The sequence below is a fragment of the Arthrobacter sp. S2(2024) genome (assembly GCF_036662515.1).
Taxonomy (GTDB): Bacteria; Actinomycetota; Actinomycetes; order Actinomycetales; family Micrococcaceae; genus Arthrobacter.
This window is the reverse complement of sequence record NZ_JAYKZI010000001.1, coordinates 639,263-654,702: the sequence shown is the minus strand read 5'-3', so window position 1 is coordinate 654,702 and position 15,440 is coordinate 639,263. Positions and strand designations below refer to the sequence as shown.

Annotated in this window: 14 protein-coding genes; 5 read left to right on the top strand and 9 right to left on the bottom strand. The window is 64.7% G+C overall.

Translation table 11 applies throughout. The features are described 5' to 3' along the window. Nucleotides 1-410: 410 nt before the first annotated feature. Genes VLA65_RS02970 through VLA65_RS02960 form a run of 3 tightly spaced genes read right to left on the bottom strand, consistent with a single transcriptional unit; the run spans nucleotide 411 to nucleotide 3,004 of the window. Nucleotides 411-1,253: an IclR family transcriptional regulator gene (locus tag VLA65_RS02970; protein ID WP_332601748.1), complete on the bottom strand. Its 843-nt coding sequence runs from the start codon at nucleotides 1,251-1,253 to the stop codon at nucleotides 411-413. 49 nt (nucleotides 1,254-1,302) lie between these two features. Then, nucleotides 1,303-2,199 (bottom strand): hypothetical protein, encoded by an 897-nt coding sequence (locus VLA65_RS02965; RefSeq protein ID WP_284989576.1) that lies wholly within the window; start codon nucleotides 2,197-2,199, stop codon nucleotides 1,303-1,305. Between the two features lie 19 nt (nucleotides 2,200-2,218). Further along, nucleotides 2,219-3,004 (bottom strand): alpha/beta fold hydrolase, encoded by a 786-nt coding sequence (locus VLA65_RS02960; RefSeq protein ID WP_332601747.1) that lies wholly within the window; start codon nucleotides 3,002-3,004, stop codon nucleotides 2,219-2,221. Nucleotides 3,005-3,172: 168 nt separating this feature from the next. Between VLA65_RS02960 and VLA65_RS02955 the strand changes: the two genes are divergently transcribed. The 4 genes from VLA65_RS02955 to VLA65_RS02940 are packed head-to-tail and all read left to right on the top strand — an operon-like array spanning nucleotide 3,173 to nucleotide 6,387. After that, nucleotides 3,173-3,970, top strand: a complete 798-nt coding sequence (locus VLA65_RS02955) for a phosphatase PAP2 family protein (protein WP_332601746.1) — start codon at nucleotides 3,173-3,175, stop codon at nucleotides 3,968-3,970. 10 nt (nucleotides 3,971-3,980) lie between these two features. Beyond that, nucleotides 3,981-4,634 (top strand): DedA family protein, encoded by a 654-nt coding sequence (locus VLA65_RS02950; protein ID WP_332601745.1) that lies wholly within the window; start codon nucleotides 3,981-3,983, stop codon nucleotides 4,632-4,634. A gap of 5 nt (nucleotides 4,635-4,639) precedes the next feature. After that, nucleotides 4,640-5,314, top strand: coding sequence for a response regulator transcription factor (locus VLA65_RS02945; RefSeq protein ID WP_332601744.1), 675 nt, complete (start codon nucleotides 4,640-4,642; stop codon nucleotides 5,312-5,314). Nucleotides 5,315-5,325: 11 nt separating this feature from the next. Further along, nucleotides 5,326-6,387: a sensor histidine kinase gene (locus tag VLA65_RS02940; protein WP_332601743.1), complete on the top strand. Its 1,062-nt coding sequence runs from the start codon at nucleotides 5,326-5,328 to the stop codon at nucleotides 6,385-6,387. Between the two features lie 5 nt (nucleotides 6,388-6,392). On the opposite strand, the gene VLA65_RS02935 is transcribed toward VLA65_RS02940, so the two are convergent. After that, on the bottom strand, nucleotides 6,393-7,883 hold the full coding sequence (locus VLA65_RS02935) for an HNH endonuclease (RefSeq protein WP_332601742.1): 1,491 nt from the start codon (nucleotides 7,881-7,883) through the stop codon (nucleotides 6,393-6,395). A gap of 320 nt (nucleotides 7,884-8,203) precedes the next feature. On the opposite strand from VLA65_RS02935, the gene VLA65_RS02930 reads away from it, so the two are divergent. Then, nucleotides 8,204-9,478 carry an MFS transporter gene (locus VLA65_RS02930; RefSeq protein ID WP_332601741.1) on the top strand — a complete coding sequence of 425 codons (1,275 nt, stop codon included), beginning with the start codon at nucleotides 8,204-8,206 and terminating at the stop codon, nucleotides 9,476-9,478. A gap of 8 nt (nucleotides 9,479-9,486) precedes the next feature. On the opposite strand, the gene VLA65_RS02925 is transcribed toward VLA65_RS02930, so the two are convergent. The 5 genes from VLA65_RS02925 to VLA65_RS02905 all read right to left on the bottom strand — a co-directional run bounded on the left by VLA65_RS02925 (nucleotide 9,487) and on the right by VLA65_RS02905 (nucleotide 15,436). Continuing rightward, nucleotides 9,487-10,059: an MOSC domain-containing protein gene (locus tag VLA65_RS02925; RefSeq protein ID WP_332601740.1), complete on the bottom strand. Its 573-nt coding sequence runs from the start codon at nucleotides 10,057-10,059 to the stop codon at nucleotides 9,487-9,489. A 233-nt stretch (nucleotides 10,060-10,292) separates the two neighbouring features. Then, a complete protein-coding gene (locus VLA65_RS02920) occupies nucleotides 10,293-11,174 on the bottom strand; it encodes a hypothetical protein (protein WP_148667463.1) in 882 nt (293 codons plus the stop codon). A gap of 381 nt (nucleotides 11,175-11,555) precedes the next feature. Then, entirely contained in the window at nucleotides 11,556-12,470 is a 915-nt protein-coding gene (locus VLA65_RS02915; protein WP_332601739.1) for a patatin-like phospholipase family protein, read from the bottom strand. A gap of 204 nt (nucleotides 12,471-12,674) precedes the next feature. Then, nucleotides 12,675-13,829, bottom strand: a complete 1,155-nt coding sequence (locus tag VLA65_RS02910) for an ABC transporter ATP-binding protein (protein WP_284989585.1) — start codon at nucleotides 13,827-13,829, stop codon at nucleotides 12,675-12,677. Further along, nucleotides 13,826-15,436, bottom strand: coding sequence for an ABC transporter permease (locus VLA65_RS02905; RefSeq protein ID WP_284989586.1), 1,611 nt, complete (start codon nucleotides 15,434-15,436; stop codon nucleotides 13,826-13,828). Before VLA65_RS02905 ends, VLA65_RS02910 begins: the two co-directional genes overlap by 4 nt. Nucleotides 15,437-15,440: the final 4 nt, after the last annotated feature.

Genomic DNA, 15,440 nt, shown 5'->3' with positions numbered 1-15,440 from the left:
CGAGCGTCCCAGTCGACCGTGCCGGGAACGGTTGTCTCGGGGCACGACGGCGGCACTGCTGTTGCGCCGTCGTCGGGCCTTTTGCCCGTCCCCCTCGACGCTCGCTCACTTTTGGGGTGTTTTCGCGGTTCGGCGGACGCTCGCTCACTTTTGGTGAGCGAGCGTCCTGGCATTTGGCCCTATAGGTGAGCGAGCGTCCCAGTCGACCGTGCCGGGAACGGTTGTCTCGGGGCACGACGGCGGCACTGCTGTTGCGCCGTCGTCGGGCCTTTTGCCCGTCCCCCTCGACGCTCGCTCACTTTTGGGGTGTTTTCGGCGGACGCTCGCTCACCTTTGGTGAGCGAGCGTCCTCGCATTTGGCCCTATAGGTGAGCGAGCGTCCCAGTCGACCAGAGGGAACGACGTCGGGGTCAGGTTTGGGTGCCCAGCCTGCGGGAAATTTCCCTCGCGCACCTGGTCACTTCCGGAATCCACTCCCGGGCGACGTCCTCGATGCGGACCGCCCTTTCCTCCGGGGTCTCGGCGTCCTTGGCCCGGTGACGGGTGCCTCCGCCGGGAAACGCCCGGTTCGACACCGTCAACGTCACGCTGGCCACGGGATAGCGCTGCCGGTCGAGGACGGCGACCGCCACAGAAGAAAACCCCTCCGTGACCTCGTCCTGCTCCCATGCGTATCCGAGCGATCGTGCCCGTGCCAAGAGATCCTGCAATGCGGGCAAGGATTGCGGGCCTTTGCTGTGGCGCTCCGCGAAAGCCTCTGGCCCAGGGAAAAGCGCAGCCACCTGGGCGGGGTCCATCTGGGCCATCATCGCCCTGCCGCTGGCCGTCAGGTGGGCAGGAAGCCGGACTCCGGTGTCGGTGACAAGGGGGCTTTGCCGCGGCGCCCGCTCCTCGATCACGTAAACGACGTCGCGCCCGTGCATCACGGCAAGATGGGCAGTCCGGCGTGTCCGGGCGACGAGCCGGGACAGGGGGAACCGGGCGATCCGCTGGATCGGAGCTTGCCGCGAATACCCGGTCCCCAACTCATGGGCGGTCACTCCCAAGGCATACTTGCGCTCCTCGGGAAGATGGACCAGGAAGCCGTCATCGATCAGGGAGGCAATGAGCTGATACGTGGTGGACCGAGGCAGTCCAACATCGCGCGCAATGATGGACGCGCTGACCGGGCCGGCCTGTCCGGCAACGTATCTGAGAACCGCCAGCACCTGGGCCGCGGCCGGCGCCTTGGGCCGCACCGATTGACTGTACATTGTCCTAGAATACGCCTCGGAATGTCCGGTATACCGGACGTTGCGCCCGCTAGGAAAGTCCCTCCAACCGGGCCCGTGCCGTTTCCGCGGCCCGGCGCTCCCGCTCGGCTAGCCGGGCTGCCAGCTTGCGGTCCCGCTCAGCCAGGGTGATCGCCCACTCCGTCGCGGCAAGCTCCTGTTGCAATGCAGCCAGCTTGTCCTTGGCGGCTTTGACGTCGACGGCGAGTTGCTCGCTCCGGCGCAAGGCCTCGGACTTCTCGCGCTCGGCCTGCGCGAGTTCCAGGTCGGCCTTGTCGGCACTGCGCTCTGCTTCCGCGAGTACGGTTTGTGCCTTCTCGCGTTCGCGCTCCGAGTCGGCGCGAGCCCGCTGTGAGTCTGCCCGCCCCCGTTGCCGCCCGCCGTCGTCGGGCTCTTCCTGGGTGACGTCCACCGCGGGAAGCGCGCCCGCAATCGCCACCGCGCCCGAGAGATCCACGGGTTCCAATCCGTTCGTGGCGAGCGAACGCACAAGCTGCCCGCTGCGGAGCGCCGCGGCGGCGCCGGGATCCGTCATGGCCGCCCTCAGCGTGGCCTCGATCTCCATCGCGGCGGCGCCGCTGACCTTGACACCGAGGCCTTCCGCCACTGCCCGGGCCTGCTCGACGGCGGCGCCCAGGACGCGCGGGCGCTGTTGGCCGAGCGTGCGGAGACGGTCGTGATCCTGCTGCTCCTGGGCTCGCCCGAGCGAGGCCCCAAGCTCCAGGACGCCGGCGAATTCCTTGGTGCCGTGCCGGACAAGCATGTTGACGGCCCACGCCGCCGTCGAAGGCTTGGGCAACTGGGCGATTTGTTTCGCCAGTTCGGCATCCCCATCCGACTTGGCTTCCTTGGCCCGCGCAGTGCGGGCCGCCGTGAAGGCCGAGGGAACCAGTGTGTAGAGCTCGACGGCGATCCCGGCCAGGTTCATGGTGAAAGCGAGTGCCGTATTACTCGGCGAGGAACTCGGCCAAGGCGTCGGCCATGACGCTAGGTTCCCAGCCGTGGTTGGCGCCTGGAATGGTAGCTTTGCGGGCGCTCGGGATGTTGGCCACGATGGAGTCGGCCGCTTTCGGCATGATCGGGACGGTCTGCTCGCCGACTATCGCGAGGGTGGGCTGGGTGATGCCGGACCAGAGCTCTGCCCGAGGCGCGGACTGGGACCACGCGAGGGATTCGGCGTCGGCCAAAAGGCTGGGGCCCAATTCGATCATGACGGGCCATCCTGGACTGTTCTTGGCTCCGGCCAGCCACTCCGGCGGCATATCCTTCATGTAGTACTCGATGGTGCCAGCCTTGTCGCCGGAGGCGACCCGTTCCTGGAGCCCGGCGAAGAATTCAGCCCCGCCGGCGCCGAGTTCTTCGCTCAGCGGAGTCTCCCAGAGCGCGAGCTTCGTGACGGGCAAGCCTGCTGCCGCCGCTGCCAGGGAAATCGAGCCACCGGACGAGCTCCCGAAGAGCGCGGCCTGGCCGCCCACGATGTCGATGAGCGTGGCGAGATCGTCGATGTTGTCCTTCAGGCTGAATGACGGAGCCTCAGCGCTTTCCCCTCGGCCGCGCCGGTCGTAATTCAGCACCGTGAACCCCTTGGCGGCCAGGAGCTTGGCCATTTCCATGGTGTTGGAGTCGAAGCCCCTGAATTGCATCGCGCCGCCAACCAGGATGACGGCAGGTCCTTCGCCGTATTGGTCATACCCGATGCGGGTACCGTCTTTCGAGATCGCAAATTCGGACATCCCAGACCCTTCGATGTGGCGGACAGTAGGTTCCTAAACTCTGGGGCCCATCCACGTGCGGGTCAAGGGGAAAGGGCCGTGTCCAGGAGTTCTTAAGAGCTTCTTAAGTGCCCCACGGGAGAGTGGAAACAGGCCGCACAACGGCCGTCACCCCGAACCGGAGACACCATGCGATCACACCCCAAGCAGAACACTTCCACGGAAGGCCGCGCTTCCGCCGTCGTCCGTCACAGTGTGCCGTTGCTTCCCCAGACGAGGTTCTGGCTCCTGTGGGGCATTGTCCTCGCCGCGGCAGTGCTTGCCATTGGCTTCAGCGTGCAGGCGGTAGCGGGTCTGACCACTGGGGAATTCGGTATTGACCAGGAACTCAGCCGCCATCACCTGGGCGCACTGACCACCGCGGCCATGGCTTTGAACGTCCTCTTCGCCCCCGTAGCGGGAGTCTGCATTGTCCTCGTGATCGGCTTGTACCTTTGCCTGGTCCGCAAGTCCTTCGTGCGGGCTGTCATGTTTGTGCTCTTTGCATGTTCGGGCTGGGTTGCCAGCGAGGTATTCAAACTTATCGTTGCCCGCCACCGGCCCAACCCCGCGCTTCTTTTCGACCCCCTGGCTCCGGAAACGGGTTCCAACAGTTTTCCCAGCGGCCACACCGCCTTCGCCGTAGCGCTCGCCTTCGCTCTGTACTTCCTGGTCCGGGGAAGCCGGTGGGGCGTCATCACTGCGTGGGCCGGTGCTGTCATGGCCGTGGTGGTGGCGTGGTCGCGTATCTACATCGGAGTCCATTACCCCAGCGACGTTGTGGCGTCATTCCTCGCCACCAGCGCCGCAGTGATCGTCTTGGCCGGGCTCTGGAACCGGTACGCCCCGCGGGTTTTCGCGCGGCTACCGTTTGGCGTTTCATCAGAAACAGGCGCCTCGGAAGCACCCGCCTCGGAAGCAGCCCCAACCCAAGCACACGGATCCTGAGGAGGACCCCATGCACGTACTTTCCGCCATGCCCGCATTCCTTGATCCCACCACCCTCCTCCAGGGCTTGGGCACTGCGGCGCTGGGAGTAGTGGCGCTGATCGTCTTCATCGAATCCGGTCTCCTTTTCCCTTTCCTGCCCGGTGACTCCTTGCTGTTCACCACGGGCCTGCTTCACCAGCAACTGCAGCTTGAACTGCCTGTGTTGATCGCCGTCGTATCAGCCGCCGCCATCGCAGGAGACCAGATCGGCTACATGCTTGGGCGCAAGTTCGGACGGCGATGGTTCAAGGACGACGCCCGGGTCTTGAAAACCGCCCACTTGGACGCGGCCGAAGAATTCTTCAAGCGCCGCGGCGGCCCCGCAATCGTCTTGGCCCGCTTTGTCCCCATTGTGCGGACGTTTGCGCCGCTCAGCGCAGGCATCGCGCGCTACAACTACAAATCCTTTACCCTGTGGAACATCGCCGGGGCCGTCATTTGGGCGACCTCCGTGACACTCCTGGGCTCGTGGCTGGGACACTACGAGTTCATCGCAAACAACATTGACGCCATTGCCGTAATCATGGTTTTGGTCTCCGTCCTGCCGTGGGGAGTCGAGTTGCTCAAAAAGCGGCGCAACGTCAAGGTAGGCGCCGCGAACGGGCACGCCGGGGAAGAATAGGCAGCATGACAACAGCTGAGCGGCCGGCCCTCCTCTTGGTCGAAGACGACTCCGCCCTGGGGCCGCTCATCAGCGAACTCCTGGAGCCGGACTTCTCTGTCCACTTGGCTGTCAATGGGCGCGACGGGCTCCACCTCGCCTTGACCCAGAGTTGGGATGCGATGGTCATTGACCGGGGGCTGCCGGTCATGGACGGCATCGCACTCATCAAGGCCCTTCGTGCCAAGGGGATTGCCACCCCGATCCTCATCCTGACGGCGCTCGGTGCCACCGACGAGAAGATCCGGGGCCTCGACGCCGGGGCGAACGATTACATGAGCAAGCCGTTCGACGCCAGGGAATTGGCCGCCCGCTTGCGAGCCCTCACCCGAACGTACGCGCCGCCGCCCCAGACCCTGGGAATCGGGGATTGGGAGTTCGACGCCGGTGCCCGTTCCATGCGCTCCGTGTACGGTTCCGTAGTCACACTGACGGCGAAGGAAGCCGGGCTCCTCGAAACCCTGGCCGGCGAACCCGAACGTGTCTTTACCCGTGAAGACCTCATCAACGCCCTGTTCCACCCCACGGACCAGCCGGGCGTGATCGACACCTACGTCCACCACCTGCGCCGCAAGATCTCCAAGACGGTGATCCGGACGGTCCACGGCCTCGGATACCAGATCGGCGAACCCCATGACTGAGAACAATTCCCATGACTGAAAACCCGGACCAGGAGACACTGCGTAAGGCCTCCCTGAAGATCGCCCTGCGGATCAGCGCAGCATGCGCGGTTTTGGTGCTTTGCCTGCTGGCGGCGGCAGCGGTCTATCTTTTCAGCCAGCCGCTCCAGCCCGGGTTGCAAGGATCCAAGGAGGCGGACTCCGTCTTCGCCTACCTCGACTTAAAGGACCTCTTGAAGGCCATGATCGTTGCCGGCATTGCGGGGATCCTCCTTGCCGGGGCCATCGGCTGGCTCAGCGCGCGGAGTGCCATCAGGCCCCTGGGAGAAGCGCTCGCCCTGCAGCGACGTTTCGTTCAGGACGCCAGCCACGAATTGCGCACGCCCCTCGCCATCCTCGATGCACGGGTCCAGCTCGCCCAGCGCGATGCCGCCGCGGACTCAAAAACGGGGGAAGCGCTCGCCCGCATCCGAAATGACACAGCTACCCTCACCGGCATCGTCAACGAATTGCTTGTCGCAGCCACCGGCTCGCCTCCGGACGCAGCTGCAGAGCCGAGCGATCTCGCCAAGGTGGCGGGCGCCGTCGTCGAGAGCTTGCAACAGCTCGCGGGGGAGAAGAACGTCCGCGTCACCCTGACGGAAAAGGACCGCCCCTTCGCGCTCATTGACGGCAGTGGCTTCCGTCGCGCCCTCCTTGCGCTGGCCGACAACGCGCTGGCACACACCCCAGCTGGCGGCCAGGTGGGGATCACGACGGCGGTGCTCGGCAACCGCGCGGTGGTCACGGTTTCGGATTCCGGGGCTGGGATCAAAGGCGTGGACCAGACCCGGATCTTTGACCGCTTCGTGAGGACACATAGTCCGGAGGGCGCACCAGGCCAGCGCAGCTTCGGAATCGGCTTGGCGCTGGTCCGTGAAATCATCACCGGGGCCCGCGGCACTGTGGAGGTTGAGCGCAGCGGGCCGCGGGGAACGGTCATGAGGATCACCCTGCCGCTTGCTGCGAAAGATGCGGCGCCGAAAGATGCGGCGCCGAAAGACGCGGTTCCGAAAGACACCGGCCCGAAAGACACGTCGTCCGGCTCGGCATAGCTTACTTAGGCGGCCCGCAGTTTGGCGGGTTGGGCGTATTTAAGCGCCTTTGCATGGTGTCGGAGCTTGCGTCGGTGGCCTCTGGAATCTGGCGCCGCCGTGCTCATGGATAGCCCGGTTCCTGGCGGGGGCGGGGCTGTTGACCGGTAGTGGTGTCCGGTGGGGGTGCGGATGTCCAGGACATGCCGTGTCCCGTGCTGGGTTGTTGCTGCTCCGGTTTGTGCTGTCCAGCCGGGGAGTTCTTTGGCTAAATTGCATGCTTCGCACAGGCCCGCGCCGTTGGCCAGGCTGGTGGGTCCGCCGTCGTGCCAGGGGATGATGTGGTCGAAGTGCCTGATGGGCGCGTCGCAGTAGGGGGTCCGGCAGGTCTCGTCGCGGGCCTGGATGAAGCGCCGCATGCCTGGCGGGAAGAGCCGGGCTCTCGAATCGGCGGCGACGAGGTCCCCGGTTCCGGGGGCTGTGTAGAGGCGCCGGAGCCAGACCTTGAAGGCCCGGTCCGCGGACTGGCCGCCGGGACCGGCCTGGCCGGGTTCCGCCTGGCCCTCGTTCCCAGCCAACATTGCCCGTGCCCACGCAGCGGGGACAATCCCGTAGCCGGGGAGACGCGCCGGTTCGGCATCGCTCTGGAACAGGGTCCGGTCGGTCATGACGAGCTGGACCTCAACCCCGCTGATCCCGCCGGGGGTGCCGGTGGTGCGTTCGACCAGGGCATCGGCCATGATCTGCCCGCGGGACCGCGTGTCCCCGCCGGAGCGCAGCGAGTCTGCATGCCGGGTCAAGGCCGCGTGCACGGCCACGCCCTGCCCCACCGGGAGCAGAGCGGTCAGGTAGGTCATGGTGTCCGGTGCCGGGCGAAGGCTCACGCGCCGCTCCTCCGCGGCACGGCTGGCGCGTTGGGTGACGGAGCGGGGGTCCCGCCGGTAGGCTGCGGCCCGGGCGGCGGAGATGATGGCCTTGTCTCCGGCGCCGTCGAAGGCTCCCGTGTCGGCGGCGAGCTCCTCGTCCACGGCGAAGCGGTCTTCGGCGGACAGGCAGGCTGTTTCCTTCACGAGCAGGGTGGCGCGCCATTCGTTCAGCTGTCCCGAATCCAGCGCGGCCAGGGTATGCGGCATCTCGGTCACGAGGGCCTTCGCCAAACCCAGCAATCGGGGTCCTTTGGCGGGGGATTCCCGCCGGGCCAAGGCAATCTGGGCTGCGACGCCGCGGCCGCGCTCGTCGGCGGGGACGCCCAGGTTCGTCTCGGCGCTGCGCTGGGCCGCATCGAACGCCACGGCAATCCGGGCCTGCGCAGCGGCAGCCGCGGACTTCAAATCCTCCAGTGCCCGCAACTGGTCAATCAGTTCAGCGCGGCCATCGGGTGCCGTGCCGTTCGGGAGGGCTGGCCGGAACGAGGTCAGGGCATCGATCACGTCCCGTACCCAGGCACCCGACATCGGAGCCGCGCCGCCGACTGGCGCGCCCGTCCCCGTCAGCTGGGTTTCCCGAATTCCGGCCATAACCAAAGCATCCCAGGGACCACTGACATTCTTAGGTCGAAGAACACCTGCGCACCGAAAAACCTCGGAAACCAGCAGAAATTTTCCATATTTGCTCGGGAAGGATTCCGGGGCCCGGGTCTCCTTCCGCCGCCACCGGCTCAACCTCGCAGCCGTCGATAATCACCCGATGGGCGACGTTGTGATCGGCTTCGCCGGCGTGAGGTGTGCTTTCCGGTGGGCTCCCCTCAAGCCCGTCCCGTCCGCCTCTGGCGGGCGCAACCGAAGCGGACGAGAATGGCCTCGTGGTTCCCCCTCGCCAAGGCGGGGCCGTCGTTCCAATGAACCCCGCCGCCCGAAAGATCCAAAGTGTCTACCTCACGTTGACCCTCGGCAATACCCTTGCGGCCTCGTTCATTTGGGGGATCAATACCCTCTTCCTACTGGATGCCGGACTCAGCAATCTTGAGGCCTTTGCGGCAAACGCCTTCTTCACTGCCGGGATGGTCGTCTTCGAAGTGCCCACTGGAGTGGTGGCCGATGGTTGGGGACGCCGCGTTTCGTTCCTTCTTGGCACTGTGACACTGGCCGGATCCACCTACCTCTACTATCTGCTTTGGCAGCTTTCCGCCCCGTTCTTGTGGTGGGCCGTGGTGTCGGTATTGCTCGGCCTGGGCTTCACCTTCTTCTCGGGTGCAGTGGAGGCCTGGCTCGTCGACGCGCTGCGCTTCACTGGATATGAGGGTGGCCTGGAGACAGTGCTCGGGCGCGGCCAGATGGTCTCGGGCGCCGCCATGCTCGCGGGCTCGGTGGCTGGCGGGGTGATCGCGCAGGCCACCAACCTGGGAGTCCCGTTCCTGATTCGCGTGGGCGTGCTCCTCGCCATGTTCGCCGTGGCCTTCTTGCTCATGCGCGACGTCGGCTTCACCCCCGAGCGTTCTACCCACCCCCTCAAGGCGACCCGAGCCGTTCTCGACGCCTCGATCGAGAACGGTTTGAAAAATCCACCCGTACGGTACGTGATGCTGGCAGCGCCGTTCAGCGCCGGCGTCGGGATCTATGTGTTCTATGCCCTGCAGCCATACCTGCTTCAGCTCTTCGGCGACCCGCGCGCGTACTCGGTGGCCGGGCTGGCAGCGGCAATCGTGGCGGGGGCACAGGTGGTGGGCGGATGGCTTGCACCGCGTATCCGGCGCCTCGTTCGCAAACGCACTACGGTGTTGATTCTGAGTGGAGTGGTGAGCGCCTTGATTCTGGTGGTGCTCGGGTTCACGAATGTCTTCTGGGTGGCCTTGGCGCTGTTGACGTTCTGGGCCATGGTCGACTCGGCGGCCACACCGGTACGGCAGGCCTACGTGAACGACATGATCCCGTCGAAGCAGCGGGCAACAGTGCTGAGCTTCGACTCGCTGATGGGATCAAGCGGTGGAGTGGTGGTGCAGCCGCTGCTCGGCCGGGCCGCCGATGTTTACGGCTACTCCGCCTCGCTCGCGATCAGCGGCGTTATCGAACTGATCGCGGTGCCGTTCCTCCTGGCGAGTCGTCGGCAGGGCTCTTTGGCCGACCAAGCCAACGCCTCGATCGCTGCATCCGAAACGGAACCACGGCAGTCATAAGAATGGACCTACGGAAGCCGCGAAGCCCGGAGGAACGTGGCCTCGCCGGCCTTGTCAGGAACAAGCGGTACGGGACTAATTAGCACAGCTGTGCCACGATGCAGGATGCCATCCGAAAGCGGTTGGCAGCGCACGCCCCCGCGCCCGCGCATGGCTGCGTGCACGCCCGGAGCCAGGACTTGGTCCATCCACGAGCAGGGGTGGGCCGGACGTCCGCCGCGGAACCGGACAACGCCGCCCCGCGATTCCAAGGCAAATTCTTCGCCCAGCAGGGGAGCCAGGTGGGCTCCCCTGAGGACCACATTGCGGCGCGTGAGGAGCGGGTCAAAAGGCGCGACCCCCAGCTCGGTGGCCATCGCCTCGAGCGACTCGATGGCTATCAGCGTCACTGCGGCATCCATGTGCGCGGCCTTGCCGAAAAACCGGTCACCGACGATGCCCTTGCCGCTTACGACGTCGACCTGCTCGGCATCCGTGGTGGGCACCTCGGCGGCACCATCGCGTGCCCGGCCGAAGTAGGCATGGCCCGATGACACAAGAAGATGCAGGATCTCCACGTCGTATCTGTAGCTTGCGGTCATGCCATAAGGCTATGCCTGTCCCGGAGTCGGTAACCTCGGGAGTTCTAATCTGAAACCTTGAAAGCTAGTTCTTGCGACGCTGGAAATCAGCGAAAGCTCCGATGCCGGTTCCAACAAGCGCGATGCCAGCAAGTATTGACCACCAGAGCTGCATATATCCGGCGGCCGTTATGAATAGCAGAACCGCTACCAATGCAAATAGAAGCAGGGAAATAGGAATGTCGCGAGCACCTTTAGGAGTCAAAACACGCTTCCTTGATCGAGGCGATGCCTAGAACCTCTCCAGCAAGACCACCGCCGGCGGCAACGACAGCTTGCCACTTCTTCTCCAACCCGGATGCCGCGTTCCAGGCGCGGAAGAGAATTTCGAAGGTCCTCTGAATACTTCCAAACCTTGCAACTAGTTTAGCGACTTTACCGGCGACCAGAGCGTTAGCAGCAACCTCTGCCGTAACGGTCGCTATACACTTGGCCCAGCCCCAAAAGTCGCTCGGATCAGCGGTTACCGGAAAGGCTGTGTTCTGATCAAAATCGATCGACTGCACGAGACCCTCTCCGTCGAGGGAGAACCGCGTCGGAACAGCCCTGCCGAGCGCATCGTAAGCCCATGGAGCCCTGTAACCCCCAGCAATCGCACCCTCAGCGGTGCGAACAACAACGGAACCATCAGTGTCTATGGCTGCTTTTGATCCTGCGGGGAGCGACAAGGGAAACCGATATTCTCGATCCGCAGTGTTTGAAGCAATGTTGATCAGTGTCTGAGTTCCCTTGCCTGTGGCATAACTACTAATCACGGCACTGTTGAGTTTGGTGCTCAGAACCGGCTCACCTTGCCCGGCGAAAAGGCCGTCCGGGATCTTGCCCGGTTTTGCGAGAGCTTCGGATGAAGCCGTGCCCGGAAGAGTGATGCTTGCGGACCAAGCGCCGGCGCCAGAAACAACGATGTTCGTTCCGGGGACCGCAACAGTACTGACTTTGCTTGGCGAATGAACCCCTTCACCTAAAGAAACTGGCGATGCCTGTGCAACCCCCGCGCTCGACACCACGACCCCACTGGCGACAAGCGCGACAAGTAGAAGACTTCCGATTGAACCTAGCTTAGATCTGTTTGACATGGATCACCTTTCAGAGAGAGACAGGCGCTTCACGATCAAATTATGCATATGAGGCAAATGAGGGCAAGAGTTTTATGAAACAGGTCGAGGGAATTATTTTCAAATTCCAAAATGGGAATCACGGATTGCATTCCTCTCGCATGTCTCAATACTCAATCCACCGTCCGTCGCTACTCAATTTATGAATTTCGACCACTCAATTTCAGGTATACGTCACTCAATAGGAGAAAAAACTCTTGACATTAATGCGACTCTTATGATCGATGAGGTAGCCGGGGCTGAGCCGCGAAGATGACCGAGGCGGCGGTTGACCGCCTCGGTCGGCCTCCTAGGCATGGACCGTTGTGGTCACGCCGCCCGGGTCAGCAACTCCCGGGCGGCTCAGCTCCAGAACTCGGTGATTTGCCCGGCAAGGGCTCTGCCTTGCTCGTAACCCGCCTGGGCCGCGGGCGGACGCAGCGACAGATCCATGGCATTGGCGCCGAACATGTGCTCCGAGTTGCTGTCCGGGAAGATCGTCTCGACTCTGCTGCCGCCTGCGCGGAGTTCGTCGACCTGCGTCGCGAGATGCGTGCCCCACTCCAGCGGTTGCAATGATCTGCCACCGAAGGGTGAGAGCACCAGGACCCGTCCGTATCCGGCTGCCAGATCGGCATTCTCGGCGTTGGATCGATAGCCGCCGTCGAGGTACCGCTTGTCTCCGATCCTGTAAGGCAAGCCGCTGGAACAGCTGGCGGCGATGGCGTCCACCAAGTCGACGCCGCTATGGCGGTCGAACGCGACCGGTTCACCGTTACGGGCATCGACCGCCGTGATGAGCACTGTCCGTTCAGGCCAGTGCTGGCTGGGTAGCCGGGTGGCGACAGTGGTGCGCCATTGCGTTGACCAGGCGCCATCCGACGCCGCATCCATGTCGAGCGCTGCTGCGCCGAGTCGCCGGCGCATGTCAGCCACATCCTGGGCATCGGCGATGATCTTGTTGATCCGCTCGAGGTGGTTCACCACTGGCCTGGCCGGCGCGCGTCCCGGCCCGGACCCGACCGGAGCGGGCCGTTGCGGGGGGACGGCGTCAAGGATGTTGGCGAACAGTTGAGTTGGTGTCGCGCCGGCAATCTGGGCCGCGGCCGTTGATCCGGCCGAGGTGCCGATGGTCAGATCGGCGTCGGTCACATCCAGCCCGGCATCGAAGAGGCCGGCGATGACGCCGATCAGCCAGGCATTGCCTGTCGATCCGCCGCCACCGAGGACCAGCGCCCGATCGCGGGAGTGCAAAGGAAAAGAAGGTGTTGTGTTCATGGGAGTCGCCTTTCGCGAATTGCCTGTTTGGCGCTCCCGGTGGCGACTAGTTCAGTCGCGCGATCGTGGACTGCAGGGGAGCACCCATTGCGGATACTGCGTTCATGGGACTCACCTCCTACTGCTGATAGATCACGATCGCCGCAACGCTAGCACGCCCGCAATGCGGAGCGCAACGGTCCGGCACTGCGCCGGCCGTCGCCCCTAATCCTCCACAGGGAACGCCACGCCTTCGCCCACCACGCGGAGGCACAGTTCCGTGCCGGGCTTGGTGATGGAAGCGTTCCAGTGCCGGATGGTGATGATTTCGCCACCTCCCGGGTAGGCCAAGGATGCGCCGGCGGCGGCAACGCGCGGGGCGAGCTTGATCCGCACGGTTGTCTCGGGGCCGAAGTAGTCAGTGTCGACCACGACTCCGCGGATGGGACCGTCGGGAGCAATCCGGATCTGTTCGGGGCGGAGCATCAACTGCACGAGGCCCTGTGCCGGGGGACGGCGTACGGGTATGCCGCCCAGCGAACACGTGGCCAGGGAGCCTTCCATCCACGCGTCCAGGATGACTGCGTCGCCGAGGAATTCGGCCGTTGCCCGGTCCGCGGGACGGGTGTACACAACGAACGGGTTGCCGATCTGCGCCAGTTTCCCGCCGCGCATGATCGCCACCTGATCCGCGAAGGACAGGGCCTCGGCTTGATCGTGCGTCACCAGGATGGTGGTGACTCCGGCTTCGTTCAGCACCTTCGCCACGGCGCGCCGCGTGGCCACGCGGAGGCCGGCGTCGAGCGCTGAGAACGGCTCGTCGAGCAGCATGAGCTGCGGTTCGCGGGCCAGGGCGCGGGCAAGCGCCACCCGTTGCTGCTGGCCTCCCGAAAGCTGGTGGGGGCGCCTCTTTGCCATGTCCGCATCGAGGGAAACCATGTCGAGCAGTTCCTGGACACGGGCCTTCACGGCGCGGCGGCCGCCGTCGAGCGCTGATTTGTCCAGTCCGAACGCGATGTTCTGCCCCACCGTAAGGTGCGGGAAGAGCGCGCCGTCCTGGGCCACATAGCCAACATGCCGCTTGTGGGCCGGTACCCAGATCCCGTCCCCGGCCACCTTGTTTCCGTTGAGGCTGATGGAGCCGGTGTCCGGGTGTTCAAAGCCGGCGATCAAGCGCAGCAGGGTGGTCTTGCCGGATCCGGATGGACCGACGATAGCGGTGGTCCCACCCTTGGCCACGGAGAGGTTCACGCCCTTCAGCACAGCCTGGGAGCCGAAGTTCTTGGTGACCTCGGCGATGTCCAGATGCGTGTTGGTGGTGGGGGCCACCGAAGCCGCCACGCGGGGTGACGGAAGCCTTGAGGGGGATTGTTCGGTCACTGTCCGGCTACTTTCTTGGACTGTTGGAAAAGCAAGTACGTCATGGGGGCAGACAACAGGATCATGAGCAGGGCATACGGCGCCGCGCCTGAATAGTCGATCTCGCTGCTCTTGCTCCAAAACTCGGTGGCCAGGGTGTGCGTGCCATTGGGGGACAGCAGCAGCGTGGCGGTCAGCTCGTTGACGATGGCGAGGAACACCAGCGCGGCCCCGCCGGCGGCGGCCGGAGCTGTGAGGCGCAGCGTCACTTTCAGGAAGGACACCAGGGGGGCCTTGCCGAGCGATTGTGCGGCTTCGTCGAGCTCCTTGGGAGCCTGGGACAGCCCGGAGCGGATGTTTACCAGGGCCCGCGGCAGGAACAGCAGTACATAGGCTGCAATCAGGACCCCGGAGGTCTGGTACACGCCCGGGACCATTCGGATGCTCACGGTGACGAAGGCAAGGCCCACCACGATGCCGGGCAGGGAACTGGTGACGTAATTCGAGAGCTCAAGCATCTTGCTGAACCAGCTGGGGTGCCGCACGGCCAGATAGGCCATGGGGAAGCCGACGACGATAGTCGCCGCTGCGCCTACCGTGCCATAAGCGAGGGTCTGGAGGAGAGCCGGAAGGAATTCGTCGGCCGACCAGACGCGGGCGCCACCGGCCACTACCCAGCGCAGGACAAAAAAGATCGGCAATCCGAAGGCCAAAACGGTGAGCGCAAGCAGGGCGAGCTGGGAGGGAAGCTGGTAGTGGTGCAAGGGAAGCCTGGTCGGCTTGGCCTGCGCGCCGGAACCGATACGGGCATAGCGTGCGTTACCGCGGCTCCTGACTTCGGCCAGGAGCAGGATGAGGCAGAAGAACACCAGGACGCTTGCCAACATGTTCCCGGCAGTGCCGTTGAACGTGGATTGGAACTGGGTCATGATCGCGGTGGTGAACGTGTCGAAGCGGATCATCGCGAACGCGCCGTATTCGGCCAGCAGGTGCAGCGACACCAGGAGTGCGCCACCGGTCATCGCGATCCGGAGTTGAGGCAGGACAACCCGGAAGAAGATGGCCCACGGTCCCAAGCCAAGGGAGGCCGCGGACTGCTCAATCGCGGGGTCGAGACGCCCCAGGGTCGCAGCCGCGGGAATGTAGACAAGCGGGAAATACGACAGTGTGGCGATGAGTACGCCGGACCAGATGCCCTCCAGCGAGGGCACGGCGGTCACCCACGCATAGCTGTTGACGAACGCCGGGATGGCCAGCGGGGCCGCCAGGGCCACGGCCCACCAGCGGTGCCCTCGCAGCCTGGTCCGCTCCACGAGCCACGCGCCACCGACTCCCAATACCAGGCAGATCGGCACCGTGAAGACCACCAGCATGACGGTGTTCAGGAGCAGCTCGCCAACGCGCGGCCGGAAGATGAGTGCGACGGCGGTGTCCCACCCGGTCGCGGCCGTCATGTAAGCGACGTACCCCAGCGGGATGAGCGAAAACAGTGCGATCAGCACGGCCAGGAGGGATATTGCAGAAACGCCGAAAGGCGGGCGGGGGCGCTTGCCCCTGCCCGCCGTCGTCGCGCTCGCCGAAGCCTCGGGAACTTCCGGGGAGATGCGAGCCGATAGATCAGTGGTCACAGAA

Bases quoted from the DNA above. Each gene is read 5' to 3' on its own strand.
- VLA65_RS02970 (WP_332601748.1), bottom strand. From the start codon at position 1,253: ATGTACAGTCAATCGGTGCGGCCCAAGGCGCCGGCCGCGGCCCAGGTG.
- VLA65_RS02965 (WP_284989576.1), bottom strand. From the start codon at position 2,199: ATGAACCTGGCCGGGATCGCCGTCGAGCTCTACACACTGGTTCCCTCG.
- VLA65_RS02960 (WP_332601747.1), bottom strand. From the start codon at position 3,004: ATGTCCGAATTTGCGATCTCGAAAGACGGTACCCGCATCGGGTATGAC.
- VLA65_RS02955 (WP_332601746.1), top strand. From the start codon at position 3,173: ATGCGATCACACCCCAAGCAGAACACTTCCACGGAAGGCCGCGCTTCC.
- VLA65_RS02950 (WP_332601745.1), top strand. From the start codon at position 3,981: ATGCACGTACTTTCCGCCATGCCCGCATTCCTTGATCCCACCACCCTC.
- VLA65_RS02945 (WP_332601744.1), top strand. From the start codon at position 4,640: ATGACAACAGCTGAGCGGCCGGCCCTCCTCTTGGTCGAAGACGACTCC.
- VLA65_RS02940 (WP_332601743.1), top strand. From the start codon at position 5,326: ATGACTGAAAACCCGGACCAGGAGACACTGCGTAAGGCCTCCCTGAAG.
- VLA65_RS02935 (WP_332601742.1), bottom strand. From the start codon at position 7,883: ATGGCCGGAATTCGGGAAACCCAGCTGACGGGGACGGGCGCGCCAGTC.
- VLA65_RS02930 (WP_332601741.1), top strand. From the start codon at position 8,204: ATGAACCCCGCCGCCCGAAAGATCCAAAGTGTCTACCTCACGTTGACC.
- VLA65_RS02925 (WP_332601740.1), bottom strand. From the start codon at position 10,059: ATGACCGCAAGCTACAGATACGACGTGGAGATCCTGCATCTTCTTGTG.
- VLA65_RS02920 (WP_148667463.1), bottom strand. From the start codon at position 11,174: ATGTCAAACAGATCTAAGCTAGGTTCAATCGGAAGTCTTCTACTTGTC.
- VLA65_RS02915 (WP_332601739.1), bottom strand. From the start codon at position 12,470: ATGAACACAACACCTTCTTTTCCTTTGCACTCCCGCGATCGGGCGCTG.